Genomic DNA, 26,576 nt, shown 5'->3' on the forward strand with positions numbered 1-26,576 from the left:
GCGGCGCCAGCTTCCAAGGAAGCCAATCCCGATCGTAGTCTCTCGTTCCGCAACTGCGGGGGAGCGCCGGGGAAACGGGCCGGTTGAGAGCCGTGCCACAACGCCCCGAGGAATGACGCCGCTCTTCCGGGCGTTATGACGATTAACCCCGACCACGAAAGGAACTCGCCGTGTTTGAAAGGATTTCCGGCTCGCTGCTGGACCCCGACGCGCTGTATGCCAAGAACATTGGGCTGTTCCATAACCCTGAGCTCCGCGGGCTGAACCTGGTGATGGGCTTTACCGGTTTCGCCGATGCCGGCCACGTGGTCCGGCAGATCACCGGCGAGCTGCTGGACACACTCGATTCCGAACGTGTGGCCGTGTTCGACGCCGACCAGTTGATGGACTATCGGTCCCGGCGCCCGCATGTGACCTTTGTTGAGGATCATCTGCAGGATTACCAGCCGCCCACGCTGGCCCTGTACAGGCTGGTCGACGGGCTGGGCAAGCCATTCCTGTTCCTCGCCGGCTTCGAACCGGACCTGCAGTGGGAACGCTTCGCCCGTGCCGTGGTGCAGATCGTCGAGGCCCTGGACGTGAACCTGGTGACCTGGATCCACTCGATTCCCATGCCCGTGCCCCACACCCGTCCGGTCGGGGTGACTGTGCACGGCAACCGGCCGGAGCTCATTGAAGGCATCTCCTCCTGGAAGCCGACCGTGGAAGTGCCGGCCGCCGTCGGGCATGTCCTGGAACTCCGCCTGACCGACGCCGGCCGCAACGTTGCCGGGTACGTGATCCACGTGCCGCACTACCTCGCAGAGGCGGAGTACCCCACGGCTGCCGTGGCCGGCCTGGAGTACCTGGGGGCCGCCACTTCGCTGATGCTGCCGACCGACCGGCTGCGCGAGTCCGGCCGTGAAGTGGGCCGGCAGATTGCCGAGCAGATCGAGGCGTCGGAGGAAGTCCAGCAGGTGGTGGCCCGGCTCGAGGCCCGCTATGACGAAAAGGCGGAGGGCACGGTGCGCCGGTCCCTGCTTGCCAACGAGAATGATGAACTGCCCGACGGCGACGCGCTGGGCGCCGCTGTGGAGGCTTACCTGGCGCGGGAGAACCCCGCGCCGTAAGCCCCGTCACTGGGCTGCATTAGGCTCATCACTGAAAGGCCAAAACCGGGCAAATTAAATAGTATTTTTGCCTCCGCCGGGGATAATAAAAGGGTGACTGCACCCCGCGCCTGGCTCATTTGGTCCATTGGCATTTTTTCGTACCTCGTGGCTGTGACGCAGCGTACGTCGTTCGGTGTGGTCGGCCTCGAGGCTACCGAGAGGTTCCATGCCAGCGCCTCGGCCATCTCCTTTTTCACGGTGCTGCAGCTGCTGGTGTACGCCGGCCTTCAGATTCCGGTGGGTGTGCTGGTGGACAGGTTCGGTTCCCGGGCCATGATTGCCGGGGGCGCCCTGCTGATGGGCCTGGGCCAGCTGCAGCTTGCATTTGCAGACAGCGTCCCGGCCGGTGTGCTGGGCCGCGTGCTTGTGGGTGCCGGCGACGCCATGACCTTCATCTCCGTCATCCGGCTGATTCCGCTGTGGTTTGCGCCAGCCCGCGTTCCGCTGCTGACCCAGCTGACCGGCATGTCCGGACAGCTCGGCCAGTTGCTGAGCGTGGTGCCGTTCGCCTTCATCCTGCATGCCGCGGGCTGGACCCCGGCGTTCCTTGCGCTGGCGGGATTCTCCGGGGTCGCCGTCGTGCTGGTGGTCCTGATGCTGCAGGACGTGCCGCCCGGCACTCCCCGGCAGGAGGCGGCCAAGGGGCTGCGCGCCACCGGCGTGTCCCTGTCGCGCGCGTGGAAGCAGCCGGGGACGCGGCTGGGGATGTGGAGCCACTTCACCATCCAGTTCAGCGGCACGGTGTTCGCCATGACCTGGGGCTACCCGTTCCTGATTTCTGCGCAGGGCCTCAATGCCGGCACCGTCGCGTCGCTCATGTCCCTGTATGTCGCCGGTGCCATCGGTGCCGGGCCGCTGATCGGCCGCTTTGTTGCCCGGCACCCACTCCGGCGCTCCACCATGGTGCTCCTCCTTGTCGGTGCTACCGCGGCAGCATGGGCGGCGGTGCTGCTGTATCCCGGCCGCTCACCGTTGTGGCTGCTGGCGGTCCTCATCGTGGTGCTGGCCATCGGCGGCCCGGGCTCCATGATCGGCTTCGACTTTGCCCGCACCTTCAACCCGGCCCACCGGATCGGGACCGCCACGGGCATCGTCAACGTGGGCGGCTTCTTCGCAGCGCTCATGGCCATCTACCTCATCGGCGCCGTACTGGACATCCTCAACTCCACCGGCTTTTCCCGCGGGGAGCTCTATGGCCTGGAGCCCTTCCGCATCGCGCTCTGCGTGCACTTCCTGCTCCTCGGGGTTGGGTCCGTCGCCATGCTGGTGGTCCGGCGCAAGGTCCGCCGCCAGATGGCTGCCCAGGGAGTGGTGGTGCCGCCCCTGCTGCAGGCAATGGCCCAGCAGCGGCGCGAGCGGATTGCCCGCCGCAAGACCCCTTCCCGCGACTAGGCCCCATACCCCTGGACGGCGCCGCTCCCGCGGCAGTGCCACTGTTCCTCAACAGACCTGTTCGGGCAGGGCTTGTCCACATAGGTCAGGCTGCCTGTCGCGCCGGCGGTGACCGCCGTCGGAAGCTGTTTCCATGACACCGGAGCATCTCACCATCAGCGGTCCTGAAGACATTCTTGGCTACATTCCGCACAGCCTGGGCTATTGGCCGTCGCAGAGCCTCGTGGCCATGACCATGCAGGGAAAGCGCCTCGGAGCCACTCTTCGGGTCGACCTCCCGGAGCGCGGTGGCCGCCGCAGCCGGGAGGCGTTCGCGAGGACGGTGGCGGAGTACCTTCTGGCGGACAAGGAAGCCGACGGGTCGCTGCTGGTCTTCTTTACCGACGGCGGTAATAACGACGGCGGCAGGGAAGGGGCGGCGGCGTTGTCCTTTCGGCCCCTGCTCGCCGATCTGGAATGCGCGCTCGGACTGGCTGGCATGCCGGTGCGGGATGCCTGGCGCGTCGGCGACGAGTACTGGCGCAACCTGTACTGCACTGATAGCAGTTGCTGCCCGATGCCGGGCCGCTCCGTCGCCGAGATCCGGGACAGCCGGCTCAATGCGGAGATGGTGTATCTGGGCAGCAGCGTCGGTGCGCCGCCAGGGGCTCCTTCACCCGGCAATGCCAGTACTACTGCAGCGGACGATGCCGCTGTCATGGCAGCCGAACGCGAGTGGAGTCTTGCCCTGGCCGGCAAGGGGACTCAGCGGGCACAGTTTGATGCGGTCCTCGATGCCTGGGCAGCTGCGCTGGGGGCCGCTTCGCCTGAAGCCGTTTCCGCTGGGGCCATTCTGCCTGAAGCCGCTCCGCCTGAAGCCGCCCCGGGAAAGGGGCTTGAACCGCAACTCGCGGGGTTCCTGCGCGCGTCCCTGCATGTTCCGGCCTGGCGCGACGCGGTCCTGGTCATGGCCGCCGCGGGACGCGCCACGGCGGCGTCCGGAGCCGAAGCATTCGGGATCTTCTCCGCCGCGACTGGACTCCCCGTGTCCTGCCCGCCGCTGCCGGAGTCGCGGCTGTCCCTGAGCGGATTACCCAGCCCGGCCGCAGACGGCGGGGTGGCGTCCTCGGCGTCCGGAACAGATTCGGTGCCCGGAGCGGAGCAGGCGCCAGGAAAAGGACAGGCGCCCGGAACAGATTCGGTGCCCGGAGCGGAGCAGGCGCCCGGAACAGGACTGAGCGGCGATCGTCCGGACCAAGGGATGGCCACGGGCCGTCCTGACCAGGTGCCTGCTTCCAGCTGTGGCCCGGATGCCCTGCCGGGTTATGGCGAAGTCCTGTTGGGCCTAAGTCCGGCGGTGCCGGACTGGGACACTCTGAGACGCCTGGAGGGCCTGATGGCGGGGTTGTCGTCGTGTGGCGGGGGTGAGGCGCAGGCTGCAGCGCTGACTGCCACCGGCTGGATCGAATGGTGCCGAGGTAGGGGCTCCTTCGCGCACGCATCATTGACCCGGGCCCTGGATGCCAGCCCCGGATACCGGCTGGCCGAGCTGCTGTCCGAGGTGGTTCGGCGCGGAACAATCTGCGGCTGGGCAGGGCGACGCGAGGCGGCTTGGCAGAAATTCGGATCGGACGCCGCTTAGAGATTGATCCCGCCCAGAGATGACCACAACGCCCGGCTGGACCTCACCACCCGGCCGGACCACAACGCCGGGCTGGACCTCGCGCCGGGCTGGACCTCGCGCCGGGCCGGACCGAGGAGCCTGCCGGACCACAGCGCCCGCTGGACCTCACCGCCGAGCTGGACCTCACCGCCGGGCTGGACCGAGAACCCTGTCAAAGCCGGCACGTCCCGTTGGCAGGGCGTATTACGGCCCGTTCGGCCCCTGGCACGCAAAATCATGAGACAATGGAGGCCGAGACCCGGTTGGGTCCGTGAATCAATGCTTGCAATGGTCCCATGCGGGAACATTGCGGCCGCCCCGGCAGTTCTACTTAGTGGCCCTGTCGGTCGGTTGCATCTGATATCGATCACGGACTTGACAGGGTCATAGTGGTGTTGCCCGAAGGTGACTCCACAGACCGCCGCTAGAAAGGTTTTCTGTGACCCCGTCTTCCGCGAAGAAGGAACCCGCCGCCCTGGCCGTTGAAACTGCCGAGGAGAAGCCGGCGGCATCCAGCGCCAAGCGTGCCGCCACCCGTGCCGCTGGGAAGCCCGAGCCCAAGAAGCGCGGACCCAAGCCCGGAGCCAAGGCTGCAGCCGAAGCTGCCGGAAGCCGCTCAACCAGTGACGATGCCGACGTGGAAGTCGAGGAGGACCTCGACGACGCGCAGCCCGACACCGCAGATCTGGTCGATGAACCCGACGAGGCCGGCAAGGAAGCCGCAGCGCCTACCGGTTCGGGCTTCGTTTACTCTGACGCCGACGACGACGACGCACCTGTCCAGCAGGTCATGTCTGCCGGCGCTACCGCCGACCCCGTTAAGGACTACCTGAAGCAGATCGGTAAGGTAGCCCTCCTCAACGCCGAACAGGAAGTTGACCTCGCGCTCCGCATCGAGGCCGGCCTGTTCGCCGAAGAGAAGATCGCCGCCGACGACGGCTCCATGGATCCGAAGTACAAGCGCGAGCTTGAGTTCATCATCCATGACGGCAAGCGCGCCAAGAACCACCTGCTCGAGGCCAACCTCCGCCTCGTGGTGTCGCTGGCCAAGCGTTACACCGGCCGCGGCATGCTGTTCCTGGACCTCATCCAGGAAGGCAACCTCGGCCTCATCCGAGCCGTCGAGAAGTTCGACTACACCAAGGGCTTCAAGTTCTCCACGTACGCCACCTGGTGGATCCGCCAGGCCATCACCCGTGCCATGGCGGACCAGGCCCGCACCATCCGTATCCCGGTGCACATGGTCGAAGTCATCAACAAGCTGGCCCGTGTCCAGCGTCAGATGCTGCAGGACCTGGGCCGCGAACCCACGCCTGAAGAGCTGGCGCTCGAGCTGGACATGACCCCCGAGAAGGTCGTCGAAGTCCAGAAGTACGGTCGCGAGCCCATTTCGCTCCACACGCCGCTCGGCGAGGACGGCGACTCCGAATTCGGTGACCTCATCGAGGACTCCGAAGCTGTCGTTCCGGCCGATGCTGTGAGCTTCACCCTGCTGCAGGAACAGCTGCACTCCGTGCTGGACACCCTGTCCGAGCGCGAAGCCGGCGTCGTTGCCATGCGGTTCGGCCTCACGGATGGCCAGCCGAAGACTTTAGACGAAATCGGCAAGGTCTACGGCGTTACCCGTGAGCGCATCCGCCAGATTGAATCCAAGACCATGTCCAAGCTCCGCCACCCGTCCCGGTCGCAGGTGCTGCGGGACTACCTGGACTAGGAAACGCTGGGCCGGTAACTGCTGGACCGGCAAACGCGAACAAAGGCCAGGCCTTCCGCCCGAAACGGCGGCAGGGCCTGGCCTTTGTCGTACCGCTACAACATCAACCAGGTGCAGGCGCATGTTTGGCCGGAGTCCGCGCCAGCGGCTTAGCTATTGCCTGAATCACCTATCAGCAAGATCCGCTAAGCGGTCCAGTCACCGGCCGGGCGACATGGCCCGGCCGGTTCCCGGAACGGTGGTTTTTAAGGATCGCTGAATCCTGAGTGACTGATTCCACGCCTGCCGCTTCCGGAAAGGGTGGTTTCACTTCTTCCGGTTCCCGCTAGCCGCGTTCCGCGCACTCCGGTTTCCGCTAAACCAGTTCCGGGTAGTGGCGGTGCGGTGGAGTAGTAGGTGTGGCCGGTGGGTGTGGTGAGTTCGATGGTGTGCCGCGGTCCGGGAATGGGTTGGGCTTTCCAGCCGGGGAGTTCTTTGGTGTGGTTGCATGCTTCGCACAGTCCTGCGCCGTTGGCCAGGCTGGTTGGGCCGTCGTTGTGCCAGGGGATGATGTGGTCGTGGTGGCGGATGGGGGCGTCGCAGTAGGGGGTGCGGCAGGTGTCGTCGCGGATCTGGATAAAGCGGCGCAGCGGCGCCGGGAACAGGCGCCGTCGCGAGTCCATGGCGACCAGGTCGCCGGTCCCGGGGGCGGTGTAGAGCCGGCGGATCCACGTTTTGAGTTCTTTCAGCGGGTCCTTCTGGCTGGTGTTTGAGTCGGACGCGTTTGAGCCGCCAGCCCGGGGTTCTTGTCCAGGTTCCTGTCCATGCTCCGGTGATTGTTCCTGGCTGATGAGGTTCCGTGCCCAGTCCGCGGGGACGGTGCCGTAGCCGGGGATCCGGGCGGGTTCGGTGTCGTCTTGGAGGAGGGTGCGGTCGGTCATGAGGAGGTTGATTTCGATGCCGGTGATGCCGTCGGGGGTGCCGGTGGTGCGTTCGACGAGGGTGTCGGCTTTGATTTGGTCGCGGGAGCGTGGGTCGCCGGCGGCGTGGAGGGTGTCGGCGTGCCGGGTGAGGGCCGCGTAGACGGCGACGCCTTGGTGGACGGGGAGCAGTGCGGTCAGGTAGGTCATGGTGTCCGGGGCCGGGCGGAGGCTCACGGTCCGCTCGGACGCGGCGTGGCTGGCCCGTTGGGCGACGGAGCGGGGGTCCTTGCGGGTGGCGGCGGCCCGGGCCGCGGCGATGACGGTGCGGGTCCCAGCGCCGGTGAAGGTTCCGGTGTCGGCGGCGAGTTCCTCGTCGACGGCGGACCGGTCGGCGGGACTCAGGCAGGCGGTTTCTTTCACGATGTGCATGGCGCGTTCTTCGTTGAGCTGTCCGGTGTCCAGGGCGGCCAGGGTGTGGGGCATCTGCACCAGGGCCTTTGCTGTGCTGAACAGCCGGCCGCCGCGGTGCGGGGACTCACCCCGGGCCAGGGCGATCTGCTCGGCCGTGCCCGGGCCCCGGTCATTGCTGCGGTCTTTGCCCAGATCCTCGGCGGTCAGTGTCACCCGGTGGGCGTGCTCCTGGCTGTGCCGGGCCTCGAAGGTCACGGCAAGCCTCGCCTGTTGCCCGGCAAGCATGTTCTTGACGTTCTCGTAGGCGTGCGTCTGGTCGATCAGCCCGGCATTGTCGGCGCTGAGATCGGCCCGCAGAAGGGCGGTTGCCGCCGCGACCCGGTCCGGCAAAGCCGGCCGCGGCGTACGGGGCCCGCGCCCGTCAGTGCCGGTGGCTGCGTTGGTGGCTGCGCCGTCGGCGAACAGAACGTCCGCATAGAGGGCCTCGGGAAATGGGTCCTCCGGGAACTCAGCGTCAGCAATCAGGGCGTCGGGGAAAGGGTCCTCCGGAAGAACGTCGTCGGGGTCCACGAAGTTGGGGTCGTCGTCGTAGGGAAACCCCTCAGGAACCGCGGCAGCATGCAGAACGCCGGCGCGCGGCACTCCTGCTGTCAGCGCTGAATTCCCGAAGCATTCCATGGACACAGTCTGCCAAGGGGGACTGACAATTTAGCGCCGCGGGAAGAGCCGCGGGAAGATCCACGGGGTGCGGAGCTGGAAAAAGAAAAAGCCAGGACCCCCGTGCAGGGGATCCTGGCTTTGAGCTTTGTTGTCTAGTCGACCGGAACCGGTGCCTTTTCGTGCAGCCGGCCCGTCTCATCGTGCCAGTCGGAACTGAGCGGCCTCAGGGTCGCTTCGACGGCGCGAGAATGGTGGGCGCAGAAGAGCAGCTCACCTCCGGAGGACTCGAGTACAACCCGGACGTATGCCTGTGCACCGCAACGGTCACACCGGTCAGCTGCGGTTAGTGTGCGGTCGGCAACTGCTGTTGTCATGTCGGCCTCCTTAGTAGTTCTGTACATCTATATAACCAGCATTCGCTGGTAAACCATGGCAAGGATGGGTCACTTTCGCTGTCCGCGTATCACGGGTGCGTAACGAACGCCGGGAGCGGGGACCCGTGTCGGGAGTGGCAGTCGGGCATTTGGCGGCGGCGGGACTAGGCTAGGGGGAGCCTTTTAACGCCCATCCGGCCTGTTCCTCAAAGGAGTTCACTACCTGTGGCACCGAGTTCTGATTACACCGCCCGCCACCTTTCGGTGCTGGAGGGGCTGGAGGCCGTGCGCAAACGCCCCGGCATGTATATCGGTTCCACGGACTCCCGCGGTCTCATGCACTGCCTCTGGGAAATCATCGACAACTCCGTCGACGAGGCGCTGGCCGGCTTTGGCCACGACATCAAGATCATCCTGCACGCGGACAACTCTGTGGAGATCCACGACGACGGCCGCGGCATTCCCGTCGACGTCGAACCAAAGACTGGCCTCACCGGCGTCGAGGTGGTCTTCACCAAGCTGCATGCGGGCGGCAAGTTTGGCGGCGGCTCCTACACTGCCTCCGGCGGCCTGCACGGCGTCGGCGCCTCCGTCGTCAACGCGCTCTCGGCACGTCTCGACGCCGAAGTGGACCGGGGCGGCAAGACGTACAGGATGTCCTTCCGCCGGGGTGAGCCCGGCCGCTTCAACGACAACGGCCGCCCCAACCCGACAGCCACATTTGCCCCCTTCGTCGAAGACTCTGTCCTGGACGTCGTCGGCAAGGCCAAGCGCGGCGTAACCGGAACGCGCATCCGCTACTGGGCGGACACCCAGATCTTCACCCCGGACGCCCGGTTCTCCTACGAGGAACTCACCGCGCGGGCCCGCCAGACCTCCTTCCTGGTCCCCGGCCTGAAGATCACCGTCCGCGATGAGCGCAAGCTCCCCGGCACGCCCGGTGAACTGGGGGCGCACGAGGAAGTGTTCCACCACGACGGCGGCATCTCCGAGTTCGTGGAATTCCTCGCCGCGGACTCCGGGGTCACGGATGTCTGGCGCCTGCATGGCTCCGGCAAGTTCAAGGAAACTGTCCCCGTGCTGGATGAGAAGGGCCACAGCAAGATCGCGGAAGTGGAACGCGACTGCGAAGTGGACGTCGCAATGCGCTGGGGGATCGGTTACGACACCACGGTCCGCAGCTTCGTGAACATCATCTCCACGCCGAAGGGCGGCACGCACCAGGCCGGCTTCGAGCAGGCTCTCGTGAAAACGTTCCGGAAGGCCGTGGAAGCCAACGCGCGGAAACTCAAGGCCGGCAACGACAAGATCGAGAAGGACGACATTTTCGCCGGGCTCACCGCCGTCCTGACCGTGCGGCTCGCGGAGCCGCAGTTCGAGGGCCAGACGAAGGAGATCCTCGGCACCTCGGCGGTCAAGGCCATCGTGGCCCGGGTGGTGGAGAAGGAGATAGCGGCCAAGCTCAACTCCTCCAACCGCAACGACAAGGCACAGTCCGCGTTGCTGCTGGAAAAAATCGTCAGCGAGATGAAGTCGCGGATCTCTGCGCGTGTCCACAAGGAGACGCAGCGCCGAAAGACCGCGCTCGAGTCGTCGTCGATGCCCACCAAGCTCGCAGACTGCCGCACCGACGACGTCGCCCGCTCCGAACTGTTCATCGTGGAGGGCGACTCGGCCCTCGGCACGGCCAAGCTGGCGCGGTCCTCGGACTTCCAAGCACTGCTGCCGATCCGCGGCAAGATCCTCAACGTCCAGAAGGCCTCCGTGGGCGACATGCTCTCGAACGCCGAGTGCGCGGCCCTCATCCAGGTGGTCGGGGCCGGTTCCGGACGCAGCTTCGCGATCGAAGCCGCCCGCTACGGGAAGGTCATCCTGATGACCGACGCCGATGTCGACGGCGCCCATATCCGCACGCTGCTGCTCACCCTCTTCTTCCGCTACATGCGGCCCATGGTGGAGGAAGGCCGGGTCTTCGCCGCCGTGCCGCCGCTGCACCGTGTGGAAGTCATCAACCCCGGCCAGAAGGCCAACGAGATGATCTACACCTATTCCGAGGCCGAGCTGCACGCCCTGCTGGCGAAGCTCGCAGCCGAAGGCAGGAAGTACAAGGAACCCATCCAGCGCTACAAGGGCCTGGGAGAGATGGACGCCGAGCAGCTGGCGGAGACCACCATGGATCCCCGGCACCGCATGCTCCGCAAGGTGAATATCGAGAATGCCCAGCAGGCGGAAGCCACGTTCGACCTGCTGATGGGATCGGATGTCGCACCCCGCAAGGACTTCATCATCGCCGGTGCCTCCAGCCTGGACCGCGAACGCATCGACGCCTAAAAGCCGGCCCGCCGCCGGCTTAGCCCAGCAGGCCGGGAACGATTAGCAGGGCTGTGGGCATCGCCAGCAGCAGCGTGCACACGGCCAGGACGGTTGCCCGGAGGCCGCCGGCGAGCGGAGGCTGGGGTGAGAGAAGGCGACTGACGCGTGACGCCGTCGTGCTCGGTCCGGCGCCGCCGGCACCATCCGGCAGGCCTTGCAGGCTTGAGCCTGCGAGGCCTGCCGGTTCGACGACGGCGGCCCCCTGGGGTGCCGCCGAGCCGCTGGCGACGATGGCTATCGCCTTGATCAGCGTTACCTTGCTCTCCGTTTTGAGGGCAACATCGTCGGCAAGCATTTCAATAAGGGAGTTCACGGCCTCCTGGGCCAGGCGCGTGGTGGGCAGCCATGGCAGCGCCTGGCGCCAGGCGGCGAAGGCCCACAGCAGCAGGTGGTGGCGCTGGGTGAGGTGCGCGTTTTCGTGAATCAGGACGGCGCGCAGCTCTGCCGGATCGAGGGCGGCCATCAGGCCGTCGGAGAGGACCGTGACGGAGCGGGCGCCGCCGGGCAGGCAGTACGCCACCGGGGAATCGTGGTTGATGACCACGGTGCCCGGCCCGTCGTCGGACGGTGAGGCCAGGAGGGCCAGCAGTTCGCGGTGCCGCCTGCGCTGACGCTCGATTTTGTAATAGGTCAGCAGCAGCGTGAAGACCAGGTGCGCTGTCAGCAGCGCGGCCGCGGAGAGCGCGAAGAGATGCCAGAAACCCAGTGCTGTGGTGGGCGCTGCAAACAGCACCATTCCTGCCAGCGCGCGCAGGCCGGCAATCAGGTTGTCGCCGACGGGTTCGAGGCCGTAGACCAGCATGGCACCGATCATGGACAGCCCGCCGGCGAGTGCGATGGCCTGCCACAGCACCATGGCCGTAAAGGGGTCGCGCGCCGGCCAATGGGCGCGCGAAAGTAGGATAGGTACCGGCCAGGCCAGTGCTATCGCCAGGACCGCCAGGAAATATGAGGTCCAGAACATCAGGTGCTAGCTGTGGCCAAGCAGTTTGCGCAGCGTCTCGGCTTCACTTTCCGTCACGGAACCGATGAACCGGGCCAGCACGGCCTCGCGGTCCGGAGCGGATCCCAGCACTTCGTGCATGAGTTCGGCGGTGTGGTCTTCGCGGCTGGACACAGCCTGGTAGCGGTGCGGCCGGGTGCCGCGTTCGCGCTCCACGAGACCCTTCTTCTCTAGACGCGAAAGGACCGTCAGGACGGTGGTCACCGCCAGGTCCTTGCCCTCATGCCCTGCTGCTCCGCCATGCGCGGCCGTGCTCTGCGCAAGCAGGTCCCGCAGCGTGTTTGCCGTAGCTGCTTCGTGGCCCGCCCAGAGCAGGTCCATGACTGCGCGTTCCAGTTCCCCAAGACTTGCCATCTGTACATCCTTTTGACAACGCACTGCCAGGAGCCGATCGCCCGGCCCGTGCCGTGATTCCAATACTGCAACTTCAAATCTATCGCGTTTCGCCGCGCGTTTCTACATGAGGTAGAACGTTCGGCGCGTCGCGGGTGATTGCGTTCCTCCGATGTGCATGCAACCGTGTTTACAGTGTTCGACCTGTGTTCTACACTCTGTAGAAGTTGAACTTCTACGTTGCGTAGAAAACAACGCTGGAGAGCTAGACCCAACCGTAAGTAGGGACCGCCTTGGACGCCTTGGAAATCGCACGCTGGCAATTCGGAATCACCACCGTCTACCACTTCATGATGGTGCCGCTGACAATCGGCCTGGGCCTGGTTGTCGCAGTGATGCAGACCGTCTGGTACCGCACCGCGAATCCCGCCTATCTGCGGATGACCAAGTTCTGGGGAAAGCTCTTCCTCATCAACTTCATCATGGGCGTGGCGACCGGCATCGTCCAAGAGTTCCAGTTCGGCATGGCCTGGAGCGAATACAGCCGCTTCGTGGGTGACGTCTTTGGCGCTCCGCTCGCCCTCGAGGCACTGCTGGCGTTTTTCGTCGAGTCCACCTTCCTGGGCCTGTGGATCTTCGGCTGGAAGCAGCTCAAGCAGGGCGTGCATCTCGCGTGCCTCTGGATCGCCGTGGTCGGCTCGTTCTTCTCCGCGTACTTCATCATTGTGGCCAACAGCTGGATGCAGCACCCCGTCGGCGTCACCATGATCGACGGGCGCCCGGTCATGACCGACGCCTGGGCCGTGTTCACCAACAACACCGCCCTCGTGGCCGTGCCGCACACCCTCTTCGGTGCCCTTGCCGTGGCCGGCGGGTTCCTGCTGGGCATCGCCTGGTACCACCTCTGGCGCAGGCGCCGCGATGGCATCGACACCATCGGCACGGACGGCAAGGTGGTCGCCGGGGAGTCCGAGATCCCGGGCCGCGACCGCACCGACTACGCAGTCTGGATCAAGTCGCTGCGGATCGGCGCCGTCGTCGCCATGATCTCCTTTGCCGGAACCGCCCTCACCGGTGACCTGCAAGGCAAGCTGATGTTCGAACAGCAGCCCATGAAGATGGCCGCAGCCGAGGCCGCATGCCACGACGGAACGGGCTTCTCCGTCCTGAGCGTGGGCAACGTCGGCTCCCGCAACTGCGACGACATCGTGGCGCTGATCGAGGTCCCGGGCATTCTCTCCTACCTTGCCAAGGGCGACTTCACCACCGAGGTCAAGGGCGTCAACAGCCTGATCGACCAGTACAAGGCGGACTACGGCACGCACGTCCCGGACAACCCCATCTACGGTGACCGCGCCGGCCAGGAGATCCAGTACGTGCCGGTCATGGAGGTCACCTACTGGGGCTTCCGGGCCATGATCGGCTTTGGCGGACTCGCGGCCCTGGCCGCTTTGGTGGCACTCTGGCTGACCCGCAAGGGGACCGTCCCCGAGTCGCGCTGGCTGATGCGGCTGGCCGTGTTCGGCATCCTGGCCCCCTTCGGTGCCAACGCCGCAGGCTGGATCTTCACGGAGATGGGCCGGCAGCCGTTCGTCGTGGCCCCCAACCCGGACCTCAACGGCATCGACCAGGTCTTCATGTTCACCGCCGCGGCCGTATCGCCAGGGGTGTCCGCCGCCGAAATCCTGACCTCCCTCGTTGTCCTCACCCTGATCTACGCAGTGCTCCTCGTGGTGGAAGTGAAGCTCCTCGTGAAATACGTGCTGGGCGGCGTCGTCTCGGCCATGCCCGAACTGGTCCACGTGCCGATCGACGAGAACGAGGACGCCGCGCCCCGCGACGGCGGACCGGACAAGCCCGGAACCTCCGACGACGTCCTGGCCTTCGCCTACTAAGACCCGAGGATACAAAGCATGGAACTGCTGCCAACAATCTGGTTCATTGCCATCGCCGTCCTGTGGACCGGCTACCTCTTCCTGGAGGGATTCGACCTGGGCGTCGGGATGCTGATGAAGATCTTCGCCCGCAACAACACCGAACGCCGCGTGCTCCTCAACACCATCGGGCCGGTCTGGGACGGAAACGAAGTCTGGCTCCTGACCGCCGGCGGCGCCACTTTCGCCGCCTTCCCGTTCTGGTACGCCTCCCTGTTCTCCGCCCTGTACCTGCCGCTGCTGCTGGTCCTGGTGGCGCTGATTTTCCGGGCGGTGGCCTTCGAATACCGAGGGAAGGTGGACACCGACCGCTGGCGGAACACCTGGGACTGGGCGATCGCCGTCGGCTCCTTCCTGGCCGCCTTCGGCGTGGGTGCCGCCTTGGGGCTGACCACCACCGGACTGCCGCTGGATGCCAACGGCGACCGCGACGGCGGGCCGTTCGCCTGGTTCAGCTGGTACGCCGTGCTGGGAGGCCTGGCGGTGGTTTGCTTCGCCCTGCTGCACGCCCTGGCATTCCTGGCACTGAAGACCGACGGCGAGGTCCGGCACCGTGCGCGGCAGTGGTTCGTTCGGCTGCTTCCCGTCCTGGTCCTGCCGATGGCTGGCTGGGCCATCGGCGTTCAGGTCCTCAGCGGTGAAGCCTGGACGCTGGCTGTCCTCACGGTGGCCGTGGTCGCCGCGGGCGTAGCCTGGGCCCAGGCCCGGAAGGGAAATGAAGGCCGGGCGTTCATGGCAACCGGTGTGTTCCTGCTGGGCGGCTCCGCCTCCATTTTCGGCGCGGTCTTCCCGGTGGTGCTGCCGTCCACCATCGACCCCGCCTACAACCTCACCATCGCCAACGCCTCATCCTCCGACTACACCCTCGGCCTGATGAGCATCGTGGCGTGCATCGGACTGCCGCTGGTGATCGCCTACCAGGCGTGGACCTACTGGGTGTTCCGACGCCGCGTCAGCGCCGCCCACATCCCGGAGGCGCACAGCTTCCTGCCCGCGGTCGCCGCGAAAGCACTCATCAGGAAAGACTGACCCGCTTTGAAACCCCAATTCCCGGCCGGACCCTCCACCCGCCGCGCCCTTTACGGACTCGGCCTGCTGGCTGCGCTGAAAGCCCTGTCCCTTGTACTGATGGGACAGGCCGTCGCGTCCGTGCTCGCAGGCCTCATGACCCAGGACGCCGCGTGGGGTGACCAGCTGGGCTGGGGAGCAGCCGGCGTGGTGCTGCGGTCCGTCACGGTCTGGTCGCAGGGCGTCGCCGCGAGGCGCGCCGCCCTGGGCGTCAAGGAGGAGCTGCGGGCGCAACTCCTGGAGACGGCACTGCGCAACGGGGTCCGGGCCGCCGGCCCTTCCGACGGCGGCCTGGCAGTGCTGGCGACGCGCGGCCTTGATGCCCTGGACAGCTACTACACGCAGTACCTCCCCGCCCTGGTGAACTGCGCGGCCATCCCCCTGCTGCTCGGCGCCCGGATCCTTTTCGCCGACTGGGTCAGTGCGGTGGTGATCGTTCTGACGGTGCCCCTGGTCCCCGTGTTCATGGTGCTGATCGGCCGCTACACCGAAGACAAGGTGCGGGACGCGCAGGCTGCCCTGTCCCGGCTGTCCGGGCACATGCTCGAACTCGCCAAGGGACTGCCGGTGCTGGTGGGGCTCGGCCGGGCCGCCGCGCAGCGCCGAGCCCTGGAGGACATTTCCGAGGACTACCGGCAGCGGACCATGGGCACCCTGCGGACGGCGTTCCTCTCCGCGCTCGCCCTGGAACTGATCGCCACCATCTCCGTAGCGGTGGTGGCGGTGTTCATCGGTGTCCGGCTCGTCCACGGCGACATGGCGCTGGAAGCCGGGCTGCTGGCGCTCATCCTCGCCCCGGACTGCTACCTTCCGCTCCGTGAGCTGGGGACCGCCCACCACGCCAGCGACGACGGCCGGGCGGCCCTTGCCGAAACTGCGGCGGTGCTGGAGGCCCCGGAGCCCCGGCGGCTCGTGCCGGGGCCTGCCCCGGCGGATGAGCCTGCCGCTGCGGTGACCGCCGGTGCGGCGACGTCCGGTGCGGATGGGCCGGCCGGCCTGACAGTCCGGGATCTCACGGTTAGTTATCCGGGACGGCAGGGTGCCGCCGTCGGGCCACTCAGTTTTTCGGCGCCCGCCGGACTGGTCACCGCGCTCGACGGTCCCAGCGGCGCGGGCAAGAGCACCGTGCTGGGCGTTCTCGCGGGAACTGTCGGAGCCGGCGGCGGCACAGCAGTGTCCGGAACTATTGAAGGATTCGCGGCCGGCGAGGTGGCCTGGGTGCCGCAGCATCCCGTGATGGTGGCGGACACCGTGCGCGAGGAAGTGCTGCTGTACCTGACGGCGGGCACCGCAGCAGCCGGCACCGCAGCAGCGGGCACGCCAGCAACCGGGTCAGGCGTCTGCGGGGAAACATACGCCGGGGGAGTGCTGCGGTGCCTGGCAGCCGTCGGCGCTGGGCATCTGGCGGACAAGCATCCGGCCGAACTGAGCCCGGGGGAGGTGCGCCGCGTTGCCCTTGCCCGGGGCCTGGCCCGCATCGAGGCAGGCGCCATAGTATTGCTCCTGGACGAGCCCACCGCGCACCTCGACAGGGACTCGGCCAACCGTGTCCATGATGCGATTCGTGCGCTGCGCGGCCGCGCCACGGTCCTTCTGGTAGCCCATGACCGCCAGACGAGGGAACTCGCCGACAGGATCGTGCCGCTGTCCGGCCACGGAGCTGCGCCTACCCTTGAAACGTCGCCCACTCTTCCGGCTGAGGCCACTGCCCAGGTTTCGGCCAGCACCGCCGAGCGCAGTACGTCGGTCGACGGCGGGGGCGCCGCCTCTGCGGTGACCGGCAGTGCGACGGCCGGCGTCTCAGTCACCGAGGCACAAGTCAGTTCCGCCCCCACCGCCGCGATGCTCGCCCGACTGCTCGCACCCGTCCGCGGACGCTTCGCAGCATCCGGGATCGTCGGAGCCCTGGCCGCCCTTTTCGCCGTCGCGCTTTCAGGGCTGTCCGGATGGCTCATCCTGCGTGCCAGTGAGCAGCCGCCCATCATGTACCTCCTGACCGCCATTGTGGGTGTCCGCTTCTTCGGCATCGGCCGGGCCGTTCTGCGCTACTGCGAGCGGCTCCTCCTGCACGAAGCCGTGTTTGCCTCCCTGACGAAGCTGCGCGGCGGCCTCTGGGCGTCCCTCAGCCAGCGGGCACTGTCCCTGCGCCGGCTGCTGCAGGGCGGCAACGTGCTGGGCGCCGTCATCGAGGACGTCGACACCGTCCGGGACCTGCTCCCGCGGGTGGTGCTGCCGCCGATTACCGCCGTGGCGGTGGCAGCAGCCGCCGCCGGTACGGTGGCCTGGCTGCTGCCGGCGGCCCTGCCGGCCGTGCTCGCCGCCGCGCTGATGAGCCTGGTGGCGGCGCCCGCCGCGGCGCTGCTCGCGGACCGGATGTCGGCCAAGGCCGAGCAGCGGCTGCGCTCCGGGGTGCTCCGGAGGGCCGCCGCCGCGCTGGACGCCAGGGCGGAACTGCACGCGAATGGGGCGAAGCAGCCGGTCCTGGACGGCATCCGTGTGCTGGACCGGGACGCCACCTGCGCGGCGCGCCGTTCGGCCTGGGCTGAAGGACTCGGCCAAGCCCTTACCGTGGCCGCGTGCGGCGCGGGCGCCCTCTACAGCGCCGTGCTGGCGGCGCCCCAGGTGCTGGCCGGTTCCCTTCCGGCGACCACGGTCGGCGTCGTGGTCCTCCTGCAGTTGGCGCTCGCAGAACCCTTTGGGGCCATGACGACGGCGGTCCGGCAGCTTCCGGCGCTGCGTGAGGTCTTGCGCCGCATCGGTGAGTCGGGCGTCCTGCAGCCGGGAGAATTCAGTGCGGGCGGCCCGAACGGCCAGGACTACGCGGACGGCCGGAATGGCGCGGACGCCCCGGACAGCCGGCAGCCTGCCCGGCCGGATCCGCGGGAGCATGGGCAGCCGGGTGTGGAACTGGATCGGTTGTCAGCTGCCTGGCCCGGAGGCGGTGCTGTCTTCAGTGGCCTGTCTGCCGTTGCTGAGCCCGGCCGCTGGCTGGCGGTGACCGGCCCGTCCGGCGCCGGCAAGTCCACGCTGCTGGCAGTGATGCTGGGCTTCCTCCCTGCCCGGGCAGGCCGCATCGCGGTGACTGGCAGCGCGGCGTGGTGCCCGCAGGAGGCGCACCTCTTCGACTCCACCGTCCGCGGGAACCTGCTCCTCGGCAGCCCGCGTCAGGAGTCCGGCATGGGGTCTGCGGAGGAGACCGAGCAGGCGATGCGGGAAGCAATGGCGGCGGTTGGCCTGGCGCCCCTGCTGGCGCGCCTGGAAGACGGCCTGGATACCCGCATTGGCCCGGGCGGAGCGTTCCTCAGCGGTGGCGAACGGCAGCGGCTGGCAGTCGCGCGTACCCTCATGACACAGGCCGACGTGATCCTCCTGGACGAGCCCACGGCCCACCTCGACGCCGAATCCGGCCGGGCGCTGATCGCGGACCTGCGTGCCGGACTTGCGTCGCGCACTGTGGTACTGGTGACCCACAACCCTGCCGACATCAGCCCCGACGACGCGCTCCTGGACCTTCGCCCCGAAAACCGGCTCGCCGCCGCCGCGGTGATGGCGGGGCGGGGTTAGCCCACCAACGCTTGTTTCTGTCGGCCGTTGACCACCGAGGTGGCGCCGCAGTTGGAGCAGGTGATCCGGTAGGAGCGTGAGGTCGTGAAAACCGGAATGAAGAACAGCGTGAACTTGGTGGCCCGCTCCTCAAGGTGCTGGTGGGCGAACACGCGGCAGTACTGGCAGGCCGCCGACCGGCCGGGCAGCAGCTTCTGAACAGTCTTGAATCCGAAGAGTAGAAGCATCCTGCGCCTTTCAGAGAAAGCTGACCGCTATTGCCCCAGCCTGGTATTGCCCCAGCCTACGGGTTGCCGCCCCGCAGCGCAGTACCAGTGCAGCGTGAACAGCCAGCGCATAGTCGGCATGATGGCGCGGCCAGTTCCCGGCGGCTAGCCTGTTCCCCATGACGCACAACGACGCCCCCGGCCTGCCAGACTCCGGCTCCGGTGACCTGCCCGTCGTCGACTTCCCGGAACTGCACTGGCGCAGCGCCGGCCCCGCGGATCTGGATGTATGGGCTGCGCTGATCGCCCGGACCGCGGCTGCCGAGCAGCCGGTGTGGTTTGAACGGCGGGCGGACCTCGAACAGATCATGGAGTCCAAAAACAATCAAGTGGGACCAAACACAGTGCTTGGCCTGGACTCCGACGGCGTTCCCAGGGCCTACGCCCGCCTGACCAAAAACAAGGACGGGGCAAAAGCCCACGGATTTTGTGCCGTGGACCCGCAGTGGCAGCGCCGCGGCGTCGGATCAGCCCTCCTGTCCTGGCTGGAGGAGCGGACCCGGCAGCGGTTCGCGGAGGATGCCGGTGCAGGCGACGCCGGCGCCGGTGCAGGCGACGCCGGCGCAGGTTCGGGCGGTGCCGGGCCAGTACCGCGGCTGCGGATTTTCATCGAACAGAAGCAGCAGCACCAGTGCGCGCTCCTGGAGGAGTCCGGGTATGGAGTTGTCCGCTACTACAACGAGATGCACCGCCCGCTCTCGGCTCCGCTGCCCGAAGCACCACTGGACCACGGCCTGGAGCTGGTGCCGATGGAACCAGGGCTGAGCGAAGCCGTGCGACTGGCGCACAACCAGGTCTTCGCCGACCACTGGGGAAGCGAACCACGGGACGAGGAGTCATGGGGCTTCGTGGTCAACGACCCCCTGGCCCGGCCCGATCTCAGCGCCGTCGTGCTGGCGAGCAGCACGGGTGAGGTGGTGGGCTACCAGCTGGCCAGCCACGACCCGGACACCGCCGTGGCACGCGGGTTCACCGAGGGCTACACGGACCTGCTCGGTGTCCGCCGGGAATTCCGCGGGCGCGGCGTCGCGCAGGCACTCCTGGCCGACGCCATGCGGCGGTTCGCCGCCGCCGGCATGGACAAGGCGTCGCTGGATGTGGATTCCGAGAACCCCACTGGCGCCATGGCGCTGTACCGCAAGATGGGCTACGCCCCGGTTAACACAAGCCTGGCCTGGGACAAGGTCCTCCAGCCCTGAACGAAGCGGCCGGTCAGCCGTCCACGTCCGCAAGGTGATGGACGACGTCGTGCAGGAAATACTGCGCGAGCGTCAGGACAGTGAACTCCGAGCCGTTGCTGCGCAGCCCGGTCCGGTCCCACTGCGACTCCTGCACCCTGGCGAAGGAGGCCGCCACCTGCTGGCCCTCCGCGGTGAGCTCGGCGCTCACCACGGCGGGGTCGGCGTTCGCGTAGTCGCTCTCCAGCGCCGTCTGGTCCTGGTCCCAGTTCTCAAACCGGGCGTTGTCCTCGCTGAGCATCAGGTTGAGGCGGCGGTCGAAGAGGTTGAACACGTCCCGGACATGGCAGGCGTACTCCAGCGCGGACCAGGTGCTGTCGTCGGGCCGCTCGGTGGCGTCCGGACGCCGGAGCACGGCCCGCCAGCGCGGCAGCATGTTTTCGACGCTGCCGGGAACCGTGGACGGCGTGACGGTGGACGCGTCGAAGCCGCACTGCGTGCAGGGGCGGGACAGGACCCAGGTCCAGTCCTTTTCATCCGGGACGATAGGCATGCCAGTAGTCTAGGCGGATTCCGGCCAGGCCATGCTCGGGCCGATGACGTCCACAGCCTGTGAGAGCGGAATGCCCGAACCGTCGCGCCGGCCGTGCTCCTGGGGCAGCGAGCGGGCCACCCCTGCCGACGACGACGCCTTTGCCGGGCCGTGGCCGGCCCACGCCAGCAGCAGCGTGTCCTCGCCCTTCAGGAACCGGTGCGCCCGGACGCCGGCGGTGGCGCGGCCCTTGGCCGGGTATTCGGCGAGGGCCGTCACCTTGGCGGCCCCGGGGGCGGTGCCCGGCAGGGCTCCTTCCGTGCCGGAAACGGTGACGACGACGGCGGCCTCGTCGCCGGGGGCGACCGCACCGAAGAACACGACCTGGTCCCCGGCGGCGAGCTTGATGCCGGCCATGCCCCCGGCCGTCCTGCCCTGCGGGCGGACGACGGCGGCGCTGAACCGCAGCAGCTGTGCCTGCCGCGTCAGGAACACCAGGTCGGTGTCGTCGGACCCTGCCGGCGCCACGCCCACCACGGTGTCTTTGTCCTTCAGTGTGATCACTTCCCAGTCCTCGCGGTTCAGGGGGTAATCCGGCTGCACCCGCTTCACGATGCCCTGCGCCGTGCCGAGCGCCAGCACTTCATCGAGCGGGGCGAACGCCACGAGGGACTCACCCTTCAGGAGGGTGATGAAGTCCTTGGCCGGTACGCCGCCGGCCAGGTTCGGCAGGCCGGAGACCGGCGGGAGGACGGGCATGTCCATCACCTGGATCCGGAGCATGCGCCCCTGGGAGGTTATTGCGGCGATTTCGCCTCGGGCCGACGTCTTGACCACCGAGCGGAACACGTCGTGCTTGGAGCGGGGTCCGGTCTCGGCCAGGCTGTCCTGGTTGGCGGTCCGGGCAATCTGGCCGGAGGCTGTGAGGATGGCCCAGCACGGGTCGTCCGCAATCTCGAGGGCCAGGGGAGCGGGTTTGCCCTTGACGCCTGCCTTGCCCTCGACCCCGGCGGCGCTGGCCACCGTGGGGGACACGGCCTCGGATTCCAGGAGCACCGTACGCCGCGGCGTGCCGTATTTTTCCGCGATCTCCCCGAGTTCGCCGGACACCAGTTCCCGCAGCAGCTGATCGGACTCGAGGATGGCCTCCAGTTCGGCGATCTCCTTGCGAAGTTCGTCCTGCTCCTTCTCCAGTTCGATCCTGCTGTACTTGGTCAGCTGGCGGAGCCGGAGTTCAAGGATGTAGTTGGCCTGGATCTCGGAGAGGTCGTAGATGGACATCAGCCGTTCGCGGGCCGCAGAGGCCTCGTCCGAGGACCGGATGATCTGGATGACCTCGTCGATGTCCACGATGGCGATGAGCAGGCCCTCCACCAGGTGGAGGCGGTCCTTCTTCTTGCCAAGCCGGAACACCGTCCGGCGCCGCACCACCGAGATGCGGTGGTCCACGTACACGGTGAGCAGCTGCAGCAGGCCAAGCGTCTGCGGCTGCCCCTCCACGAGCGTGACGTTGTTGATGCCGAAGGAGTCCTCCATCGGCGAGTAGCGGTAGAGCTGCTGGAGAACGGCTTTGGGGTTGAACCCGTTCTTCAGCTCGATAACCAGCCGCAGGCCGTGCTTGCGGTCGGTCAGGTCCACGACGTCGCTGATGCCCGCCAGCTTCTTGCCGTTGACCGCGTCCTTGATCTTCTCGATCACCTTTTCCGGGCCCACCATGTACGGCAGTTCGGTGACCACGAGGCCGGTCCGGCGAGCAGAGAGCTGCTCCACCTCCACCTTGGCGCGGGTCTTGAAGGAGCCGCGGCCCGTGGCGTAAGCGTCCCGGATGCCGTCCAGGCCCACGATGCGCCCGCCCGTGGGCAGGTCGGGGCCGGGGACGAACCGCATGATGTCCTCCAGCGTGGCGTCCGGGTTGGCGATGAGGTGCCGGGCCGCGGAGATGACCTCCACGAGGTTGTGCGGCGCCATGTTCGTGGCCATGCCGACGGCGATGCCGGTGGTGCCGTTGACAAGCAGGTTGGGGAACGCTGCGGGCAGGACCTCAGGCTGGGTGAGCTGGTTGTCGTAGTTGGGGACGAAGTCCACCACGTTTTCGTCGAGGTGGTCCGTCATGGTGAGCGCTGCCGCCGCTAGCCGGGCCTCGGTGTACCGCGGTGCCGCGGGGCCGTCGTCGAGCGAGCCGAAGTTTCCATGGCCGTCAATCAGGGGGAGCCGGAGCGAGAAGTCCTGGGCCATGCGCACCATGGCGTCGTAGATGGCGGTGTCGCCGTGGGGGTGGAGCTTGCCCATGACCTCGCCCACGACGCGGGCGCTCTTGACGTGGCCCCGGTCCGGACGGAGGCCCATGTCGCTCATCATGTAGAGGATGCGCCGCTGGACGGGCTTAAGGCCGTCCCGGGCGTCGGGCAGGGCCCGCGAGTAGATGACCGAGTACGCGTACTCCAGGAAGGAGCCTTCCATCTCGGAAGTCACGTCGATATCAACGATGTTTTCGGTGTAGTCCTGGACTGTTTCCCCTGCGGGGGTGCGTGTTTGGCGGCGTGCCATGGGGCTGGTGGATCCTTTTTGGGGTGCACTTCGGGAGGTTTAGCTAGGCTAAGCCTATGGTGGATCAGCCCGGGGACGGCGAATATCCGGAATATTGGGAGGCCGATGTCGTTCTGAGGGACGGCGGCACAGCGCATTTGCGCCCCATCCACCCCACCGACGCGGACGCCGTGCAGACCTTCCACACGCGGCAGTCGCAGAACTCCATCTACATGCGGTTCTTCTCCTTCAAGGAGCGGCTCTCCAGCCGCGAGCTCAAGCGCTTCACCGAGGTGGATTACCGGGACCGGGTGGCGTTCGTGATCACCATCGGCGGGGACATCATCGGCATCGGCCGGTACGACCGGCTGGACGACCCCACGGAGGCCGAGGTGGCCTTCAACATCGCCGACGCGCACCAGGGCCGGGGCATCGGCTCGATCCTGCTGGAGCACCTCGCGGCGGCGGCCCGCGAAAACGGGATCCGCCGGTTCAGTGCCGAGGTCCTGCCCGAGAACCGCAAGATGCTCATGGTCTTCTCCGACGCCGGGTATGACGTCAAGCGCCATTTCGACGACGGCGTGGTGAGCCTCGAATTCAACATCGACCCCACGGATAAATCGCGCGCCGTCATGGAAGCCCGGGAGCACCGCGCGGAGGCGAGAAGCGTGCAGGACCTGCTGGCGCCGTCGTCGGTAGCGGTGATTGGCGCCAGCCGCAAGTGGGGGACCGTCGGGTACCAGCTCCTGGAACACATCATCGAAGGCGGCTTTACCGGTCCCGTCTACGCCATCAACCCCGAAGCTTTTGAACTGGCCGGCATGCTCTCCTTCGGCAAGCTCTCCGAGGTGCCCGGACCGGTGCAGCTGGCCATTGTGGCCGTGCCCTACGAGGAAGTCCCCAAGGTGGTGGATGAGTGCGCGGCCGCCGGCGTGAAGGGGGTCCTGGTGGCCTCCGCGGGATTCACAGAGGACGGGGAACGGGGCCTCGCCCGGCAGCGGGAACTGGTGCGGCAGGCGCGGGCCAACGGGATGCGGGTCATCGGACCGGCCTCGCTGGGCATCGTGAATACCAACCCAGCGGTGTCGCTGAACGCCTCCATGGCCCCAAGCCTGGCCCGCGGCGGCGGTCTGGGGCTGTTCAGCCAGTCCGCGGCGATCGGGGTGGGGCTGTACGCGGCGTCCAGCCGGCGCCGCGCCGGCATCTCCACCTTCCTGTCGGCCGGAAACCGGGCCGATGTGTCCGGCAACGACATGATGCAGTTCTGGGAGGACGACGCCGACACCACCGCGGTGGGCCTGTATCTGGAGTCGATCGGCAACCCGCGCAAATTCTCCCGCATCGCCCGGCGGCTCGCGCGGACCAAGCCGGTGATCGTGGCCAAGTCCACGTCCATGGGGCTGCAGCTGCCGCCCGGCCATGCGGTGCGCACCACGCAAGCTCCCGCTGATGCGCTGGACTCGATGATGCGCCAGTCCGGCGTGATCCGGGTGGAGACCATCGAACAGCTTATGGACGTGGCACAGATCGTGTCCGCCCAGCCGCTTCCCAAGGGTGCCGGGGTGGCGGTCTTCAGCAACTCCGGGGCGCTGGGGAAAGTGGTGGCGGACAGCGCCGTGTCCCACGGGCTGGGCGTCGAGGAGCTCGTGACGGAGTTGGACCTGGACGCCGGCATGTCCCGTGCACTGCCGGCCCTGCGTGAGCGGCTCCGCGAGGTGCTGGCCAAAGAGGCGGTCCACGCGGGCGTGGTGGCCTTCCTTCCGGCCCGCGGGCTGACCGTGGAGAAGATTGCCGGGGCGCTCGCAGAAGCCTCCGCCGAGGCCGGAAAACCGGTGGTGGCTGCTTTCACCGGCATCCTCGATCCATCGGTGTACGTGGAAGGCATGGTGGGGGAGGACGCCGGCGCAGCACCGGTGCCGTGCTACTCCAACCCCGGGGCGGCCGTGGCCGCCCTCTCCGCCGTCGTGCGCTACGCCGAATGGACGGAACGGGACCAGGGCCTCTTCGTGGATCCTGACGGGTGCGATCCGGACGCCGCGCACGCCGACCTCGAACAGCTGCTGGCCGATGTCCGCGGCGAGCAGCTCAAGCAACTCGAGCCTGCAGAGGCCGCCCGTCTGCTGGCGCATTACGGGATCCGGGTGATGCCCTCGGAAGGCTTCGACACGGAGGATGAAGCCGTGGCGGCGGCGGGCAGGCTCGGCTGGCCCGTGGCACTGAAGACCACCGATCCGACGCTGCGCCACCGCCTCGACCTGGGCGGGGTACGGCTGGATATCCAGGACGCGGACTCCCTCCGGCTGAACATCCGCCAGATGCGCCGTACGCTGGAGCCCTACGGCTCGGCGTCGCTGGAGATCCAGACCATGGCCCCGGTGGGCCAGGCCTGCACCCTGCGCGCCATCGAGGACCCCCTGCTGGGGCCGGTGGTGTCCTTCGGGCTGGCCGGCGACGCCGTCAACCTGCTGGACGACTGGGCACACCGGGCGCCGCCGCTGGCCGGCGCCGACCTCCGCGACCTGATCCGCAGCCCCCGCGCGTCACGGAAGCTGTTCGGCTACCAGGGCCTGCCCGCCGTCGATGTCTCCGCCCTGGAGGAGGTGGCCGCGCGGCTGGCACGGCTCAAGGATGCGCACCCGGAGATAGCCCTGGTGGAGTTCAACCCGGTCCTGGCCACGCCGCAGGGGGCGTTCATCCTGGCTGCCGATGTCCGGATCGGGAACGCGGCGCAGCGCACCGACAGTGCGCGGCGGGCGATGCGGAGCTAGTCCCCTGGTTAGCATGTGCCAGACCGATCTGTGAAAATGGGGAAATGAGCTCCCAGCCTCCCACCTCGAAGCCTCAAGCGCCCGACCACAGCCCGCAGGCTTTCCAGCACAGCTCACACAACCACAGTGTGCAGGGCCAGAGCCTCGACGGCGCCCTCCAGCAGGCCGGCTTTTACCCGCTGCTGGTGGCCGACGTCGTGGATGACGCCCTGGACGGCCGGGACTGCCTCGCGCACCTGGTCCACCTCGAGACCCACTTCGACCGTGCCGAGGTCCGCCGTCACATCACCGTCCTGGTCCTCACCGAGGACATGCTGGTGATCACCCACGTGGACGACCAGCAGCTCGACGAGGCGGGCGAACAGATCGTGGCGCAGATTTCCACGGAATCTGTCCCGGTGTCGCAGATCCGCTCCGTCGTCCTGAGCTACATGTACGCCCAGCCGCAGAACTACAAGCCTTCGGACCCGGTCCGCGAGGTCACCCTGTCCATCGCCTGGTCCGGCGGCCAGCGCCTGGACGTGGGTCCGGCCAGCTGCGGCGACCCGCAGTGCGAAGCTGACCATGGCTACAGCGGCACCATCGCCCAGGAAGATATCGTCCTGCGCATCAGCGCCGAGGCGGACGGCCTGCAGGCGGTCCAGGATGCCAAGCTTTTTGCCCGTGCCCTGCGCGCGGTGAACACCGGATCCCCCACCCCGGTGCGGCATGCCCCGTCCGCAACCCACCCGCGTCCCCGCATGGGAGTTTTTGCCAACCGGCTCAGCCGCGGGCACAAGCGCTGA

19 protein-coding genes are annotated in these 26,576 nt (G+C 67.6%); 11 read left to right on the forward strand and 8 right to left on the reverse strand.

Annotated elements, in window-relative coordinates; translation table 11 throughout:
• Positions 1 to 170 precede the first annotated feature (170 nt).
• The 3 genes from QF036_RS09800 to QF036_RS09810 all read left to right on the forward strand — a co-directional run bounded on the left by QF036_RS09800 (position 171) and on the right by QF036_RS09810 (position 4,164).
• Positions 171 to 1,109: a proteasome assembly chaperone family protein gene (locus tag QF036_RS09800; RefSeq protein ID WP_003801667.1), complete on the forward strand. Its 939-nt coding sequence runs from the start codon at positions 171 to 173 to the stop codon at positions 1,107 to 1,109.
• A 93-nt stretch (positions 1,110 to 1,202) separates the two neighbouring features.
• Positions 1,203 to 2,543: an MFS transporter gene (locus QF036_RS09805; RefSeq protein ID WP_307101340.1), complete on the forward strand. Its 1,341-nt coding sequence runs from the start codon at positions 1,203 to 1,205 to the stop codon at positions 2,541 to 2,543.
• Between the two features lie 133 nt (positions 2,544 to 2,676).
• A complete protein-coding gene (locus QF036_RS09810; protein ID WP_307101342.1) occupies positions 2,677 to 4,164 on the forward strand; it encodes a DUF4192 family protein in 1,488 nt (495 codons plus the stop codon).
• On the opposite strand, the gene QF036_RS09815 is transcribed toward QF036_RS09810, so the two are convergent.
• On the reverse strand, positions 4,161 to 4,370 hold the full coding sequence (locus tag QF036_RS09815) for a hypothetical protein (RefSeq protein ID WP_307101344.1): 210 nt from the start codon (positions 4,368 to 4,370) through the stop codon (positions 4,161 to 4,163). The genes QF036_RS09810 and QF036_RS09815 overlap by 4 nt on opposite strands.
• A 254-nt stretch (positions 4,371 to 4,624) precedes the next feature.
• Between QF036_RS09815 and QF036_RS09820 the strand changes: the two genes are divergently transcribed.
• Positions 4,625 to 5,899, forward strand: coding sequence for an RNA polymerase sigma factor (locus QF036_RS09820; protein ID WP_307101346.1), 1,275 nt, complete (start codon positions 4,625 to 4,627; stop codon positions 5,897 to 5,899).
• Between the two features lie 245 nt (positions 5,900 to 6,144).
• On the opposite strand, the gene QF036_RS09825 is transcribed toward QF036_RS09820, so the two are convergent.
• The gene (locus QF036_RS09825; protein WP_307101349.1) at positions 6,145 to 7,890 is read right to left on the reverse strand and encodes an HNH endonuclease; all 1,746 of its coding nucleotides are present in this window, start codon (positions 7,888 to 7,890) and stop codon (positions 6,145 to 6,147) included.
• A gap of 134 nt (positions 7,891 to 8,024) precedes the next feature.
• The gene (locus tag QF036_RS09830) at positions 8,025 to 8,246 is read right to left on the reverse strand and encodes a DUF7455 domain-containing protein (protein WP_102973018.1); all 222 of its coding nucleotides are present in this window, start codon (positions 8,244 to 8,246) and stop codon (positions 8,025 to 8,027) included.
• A 225-nt stretch (positions 8,247 to 8,471) separates the two neighbouring features.
• Between QF036_RS09830 and QF036_RS09835 the strand changes: the two genes are divergently transcribed.
• Positions 8,472 to 10,577 (forward strand): DNA gyrase/topoisomerase IV subunit B, encoded by a 2,106-nt coding sequence (locus QF036_RS09835; RefSeq protein ID WP_307101352.1) that lies wholly within the window; start codon positions 8,472 to 8,474, stop codon positions 10,575 to 10,577.
• A gap of 19 nt (positions 10,578 to 10,596) precedes the next feature.
• Here QF036_RS09835 and QF036_RS09840 read toward each other — a convergent pair whose 3' ends face one another.
• Both QF036_RS09840 and QF036_RS09845 read right to left on the reverse strand, forming a co-directional pair.
• A complete protein-coding gene (locus QF036_RS09840; RefSeq protein ID WP_307101354.1) occupies positions 10,597 to 11,583 on the reverse strand; it encodes a M56 family metallopeptidase in 987 nt (328 codons plus the stop codon).
• Positions 11,584 to 11,589: 6 nt separating this feature from the next.
• Positions 11,590 to 11,976, reverse strand: a complete 387-nt coding sequence (locus QF036_RS09845; RefSeq protein ID WP_190603345.1) for a BlaI/MecI/CopY family transcriptional regulator — start codon at positions 11,974 to 11,976, stop codon at positions 11,590 to 11,592.
• A 272-nt stretch (positions 11,977 to 12,248) separates the two neighbouring features.
• Here QF036_RS09845 and QF036_RS09850 point away from each other — a divergent pair, with 272 nt between their 5' ends.
• From QF036_RS09850 to cydD, 3 genes are read left to right on the forward strand one after another with little or no spacing between them, the layout of a single operon-like run.
• Entirely contained in the window at positions 12,249 to 13,850 is a 1,602-nt protein-coding gene (locus tag QF036_RS09850) for a cytochrome ubiquinol oxidase subunit I (RefSeq protein ID WP_307101356.1), read from the forward strand.
• Between the two features lie 18 nt (positions 13,851 to 13,868).
• Positions 13,869 to 14,918 carry a cytochrome d ubiquinol oxidase subunit II gene (gene cydB, locus QF036_RS09855; RefSeq protein ID WP_307101358.1) on the forward strand — a complete coding sequence of 350 codons (1,050 nt, stop codon included), beginning with the start codon at positions 13,869 to 13,871 and terminating at the stop codon, positions 14,916 to 14,918.
• A gap of 6 nt (positions 14,919 to 14,924) precedes the next feature.
• The gene (cydD, locus tag QF036_RS09860; protein ID WP_307101359.1) at positions 14,925 to 18,521 is read left to right on the forward strand and encodes a thiol reductant ABC exporter subunit CydD; all 3,597 of its coding nucleotides are present in this window, start codon (positions 14,925 to 14,927) and stop codon (positions 18,519 to 18,521) included.
• Here the strand turns inward: cydD and QF036_RS09865 are convergent.
• Positions 18,518 to 18,748 carry a zinc-ribbon domain-containing protein gene (locus tag QF036_RS09865; RefSeq protein WP_043418617.1) on the reverse strand — a complete coding sequence of 77 codons (231 nt, stop codon included), beginning with the start codon at positions 18,746 to 18,748 and terminating at the stop codon, positions 18,518 to 18,520. The genes cydD and QF036_RS09865 overlap by 4 nt on opposite strands.
• Positions 18,749 to 18,906: 158 nt before the next feature.
• Here QF036_RS09865 and QF036_RS09870 point away from each other — a divergent pair, with 158 nt between their 5' ends.
• A complete protein-coding gene (locus QF036_RS09870) occupies positions 18,907 to 19,986 on the forward strand; it encodes a GNAT family N-acetyltransferase (protein ID WP_307101362.1) in 1,080 nt (359 codons plus the stop codon).
• Positions 19,987 to 19,999: 13 nt separating this feature from the next.
• Here the strand turns inward: QF036_RS09870 and QF036_RS09875 are convergent, their stop codons facing one another.
• Both QF036_RS09875 and QF036_RS09880 read right to left on the reverse strand, forming a co-directional pair.
• Positions 20,000 to 20,518, reverse strand: a complete 519-nt coding sequence (locus QF036_RS09875) for a DinB family protein (protein WP_307101364.1) — start codon at positions 20,516 to 20,518, stop codon at positions 20,000 to 20,002.
• Between the two features lie 9 nt (positions 20,519 to 20,527).
• Positions 20,528 to 23,044, reverse strand: a complete 2,517-nt coding sequence (locus QF036_RS09880) for a DNA gyrase/topoisomerase IV subunit A (protein WP_307101365.1) — start codon at positions 23,042 to 23,044, stop codon at positions 20,528 to 20,530.
• 56 nt (positions 23,045 to 23,100) lie between these two features.
• Between QF036_RS09880 and QF036_RS09885 the strand changes: the two genes are divergently transcribed.
• Positions 23,101 to 25,791: a bifunctional acetate--CoA ligase family protein/GNAT family N-acetyltransferase gene (locus tag QF036_RS09885; protein WP_307101367.1), complete on the forward strand. Its 2,691-nt coding sequence runs from the start codon at positions 23,101 to 23,103 to the stop codon at positions 25,789 to 25,791.
• A 44-nt stretch (positions 25,792 to 25,835) separates the two neighbouring features.
• Positions 25,836 to 26,576 carry a DUF5998 family protein gene (locus QF036_RS09890; protein ID WP_003801630.1) on the forward strand — a complete coding sequence of 247 codons (741 nt, stop codon included), beginning with the start codon at positions 25,836 to 25,838 and terminating at the stop codon, positions 26,574 to 26,576.

Source organism: Arthrobacter globiformis (assembly GCF_030817195.1).
Classification (GTDB): domain Bacteria; phylum Actinomycetota; class Actinomycetes; order Actinomycetales; family Micrococcaceae; genus Arthrobacter; species Arthrobacter globiformis_D.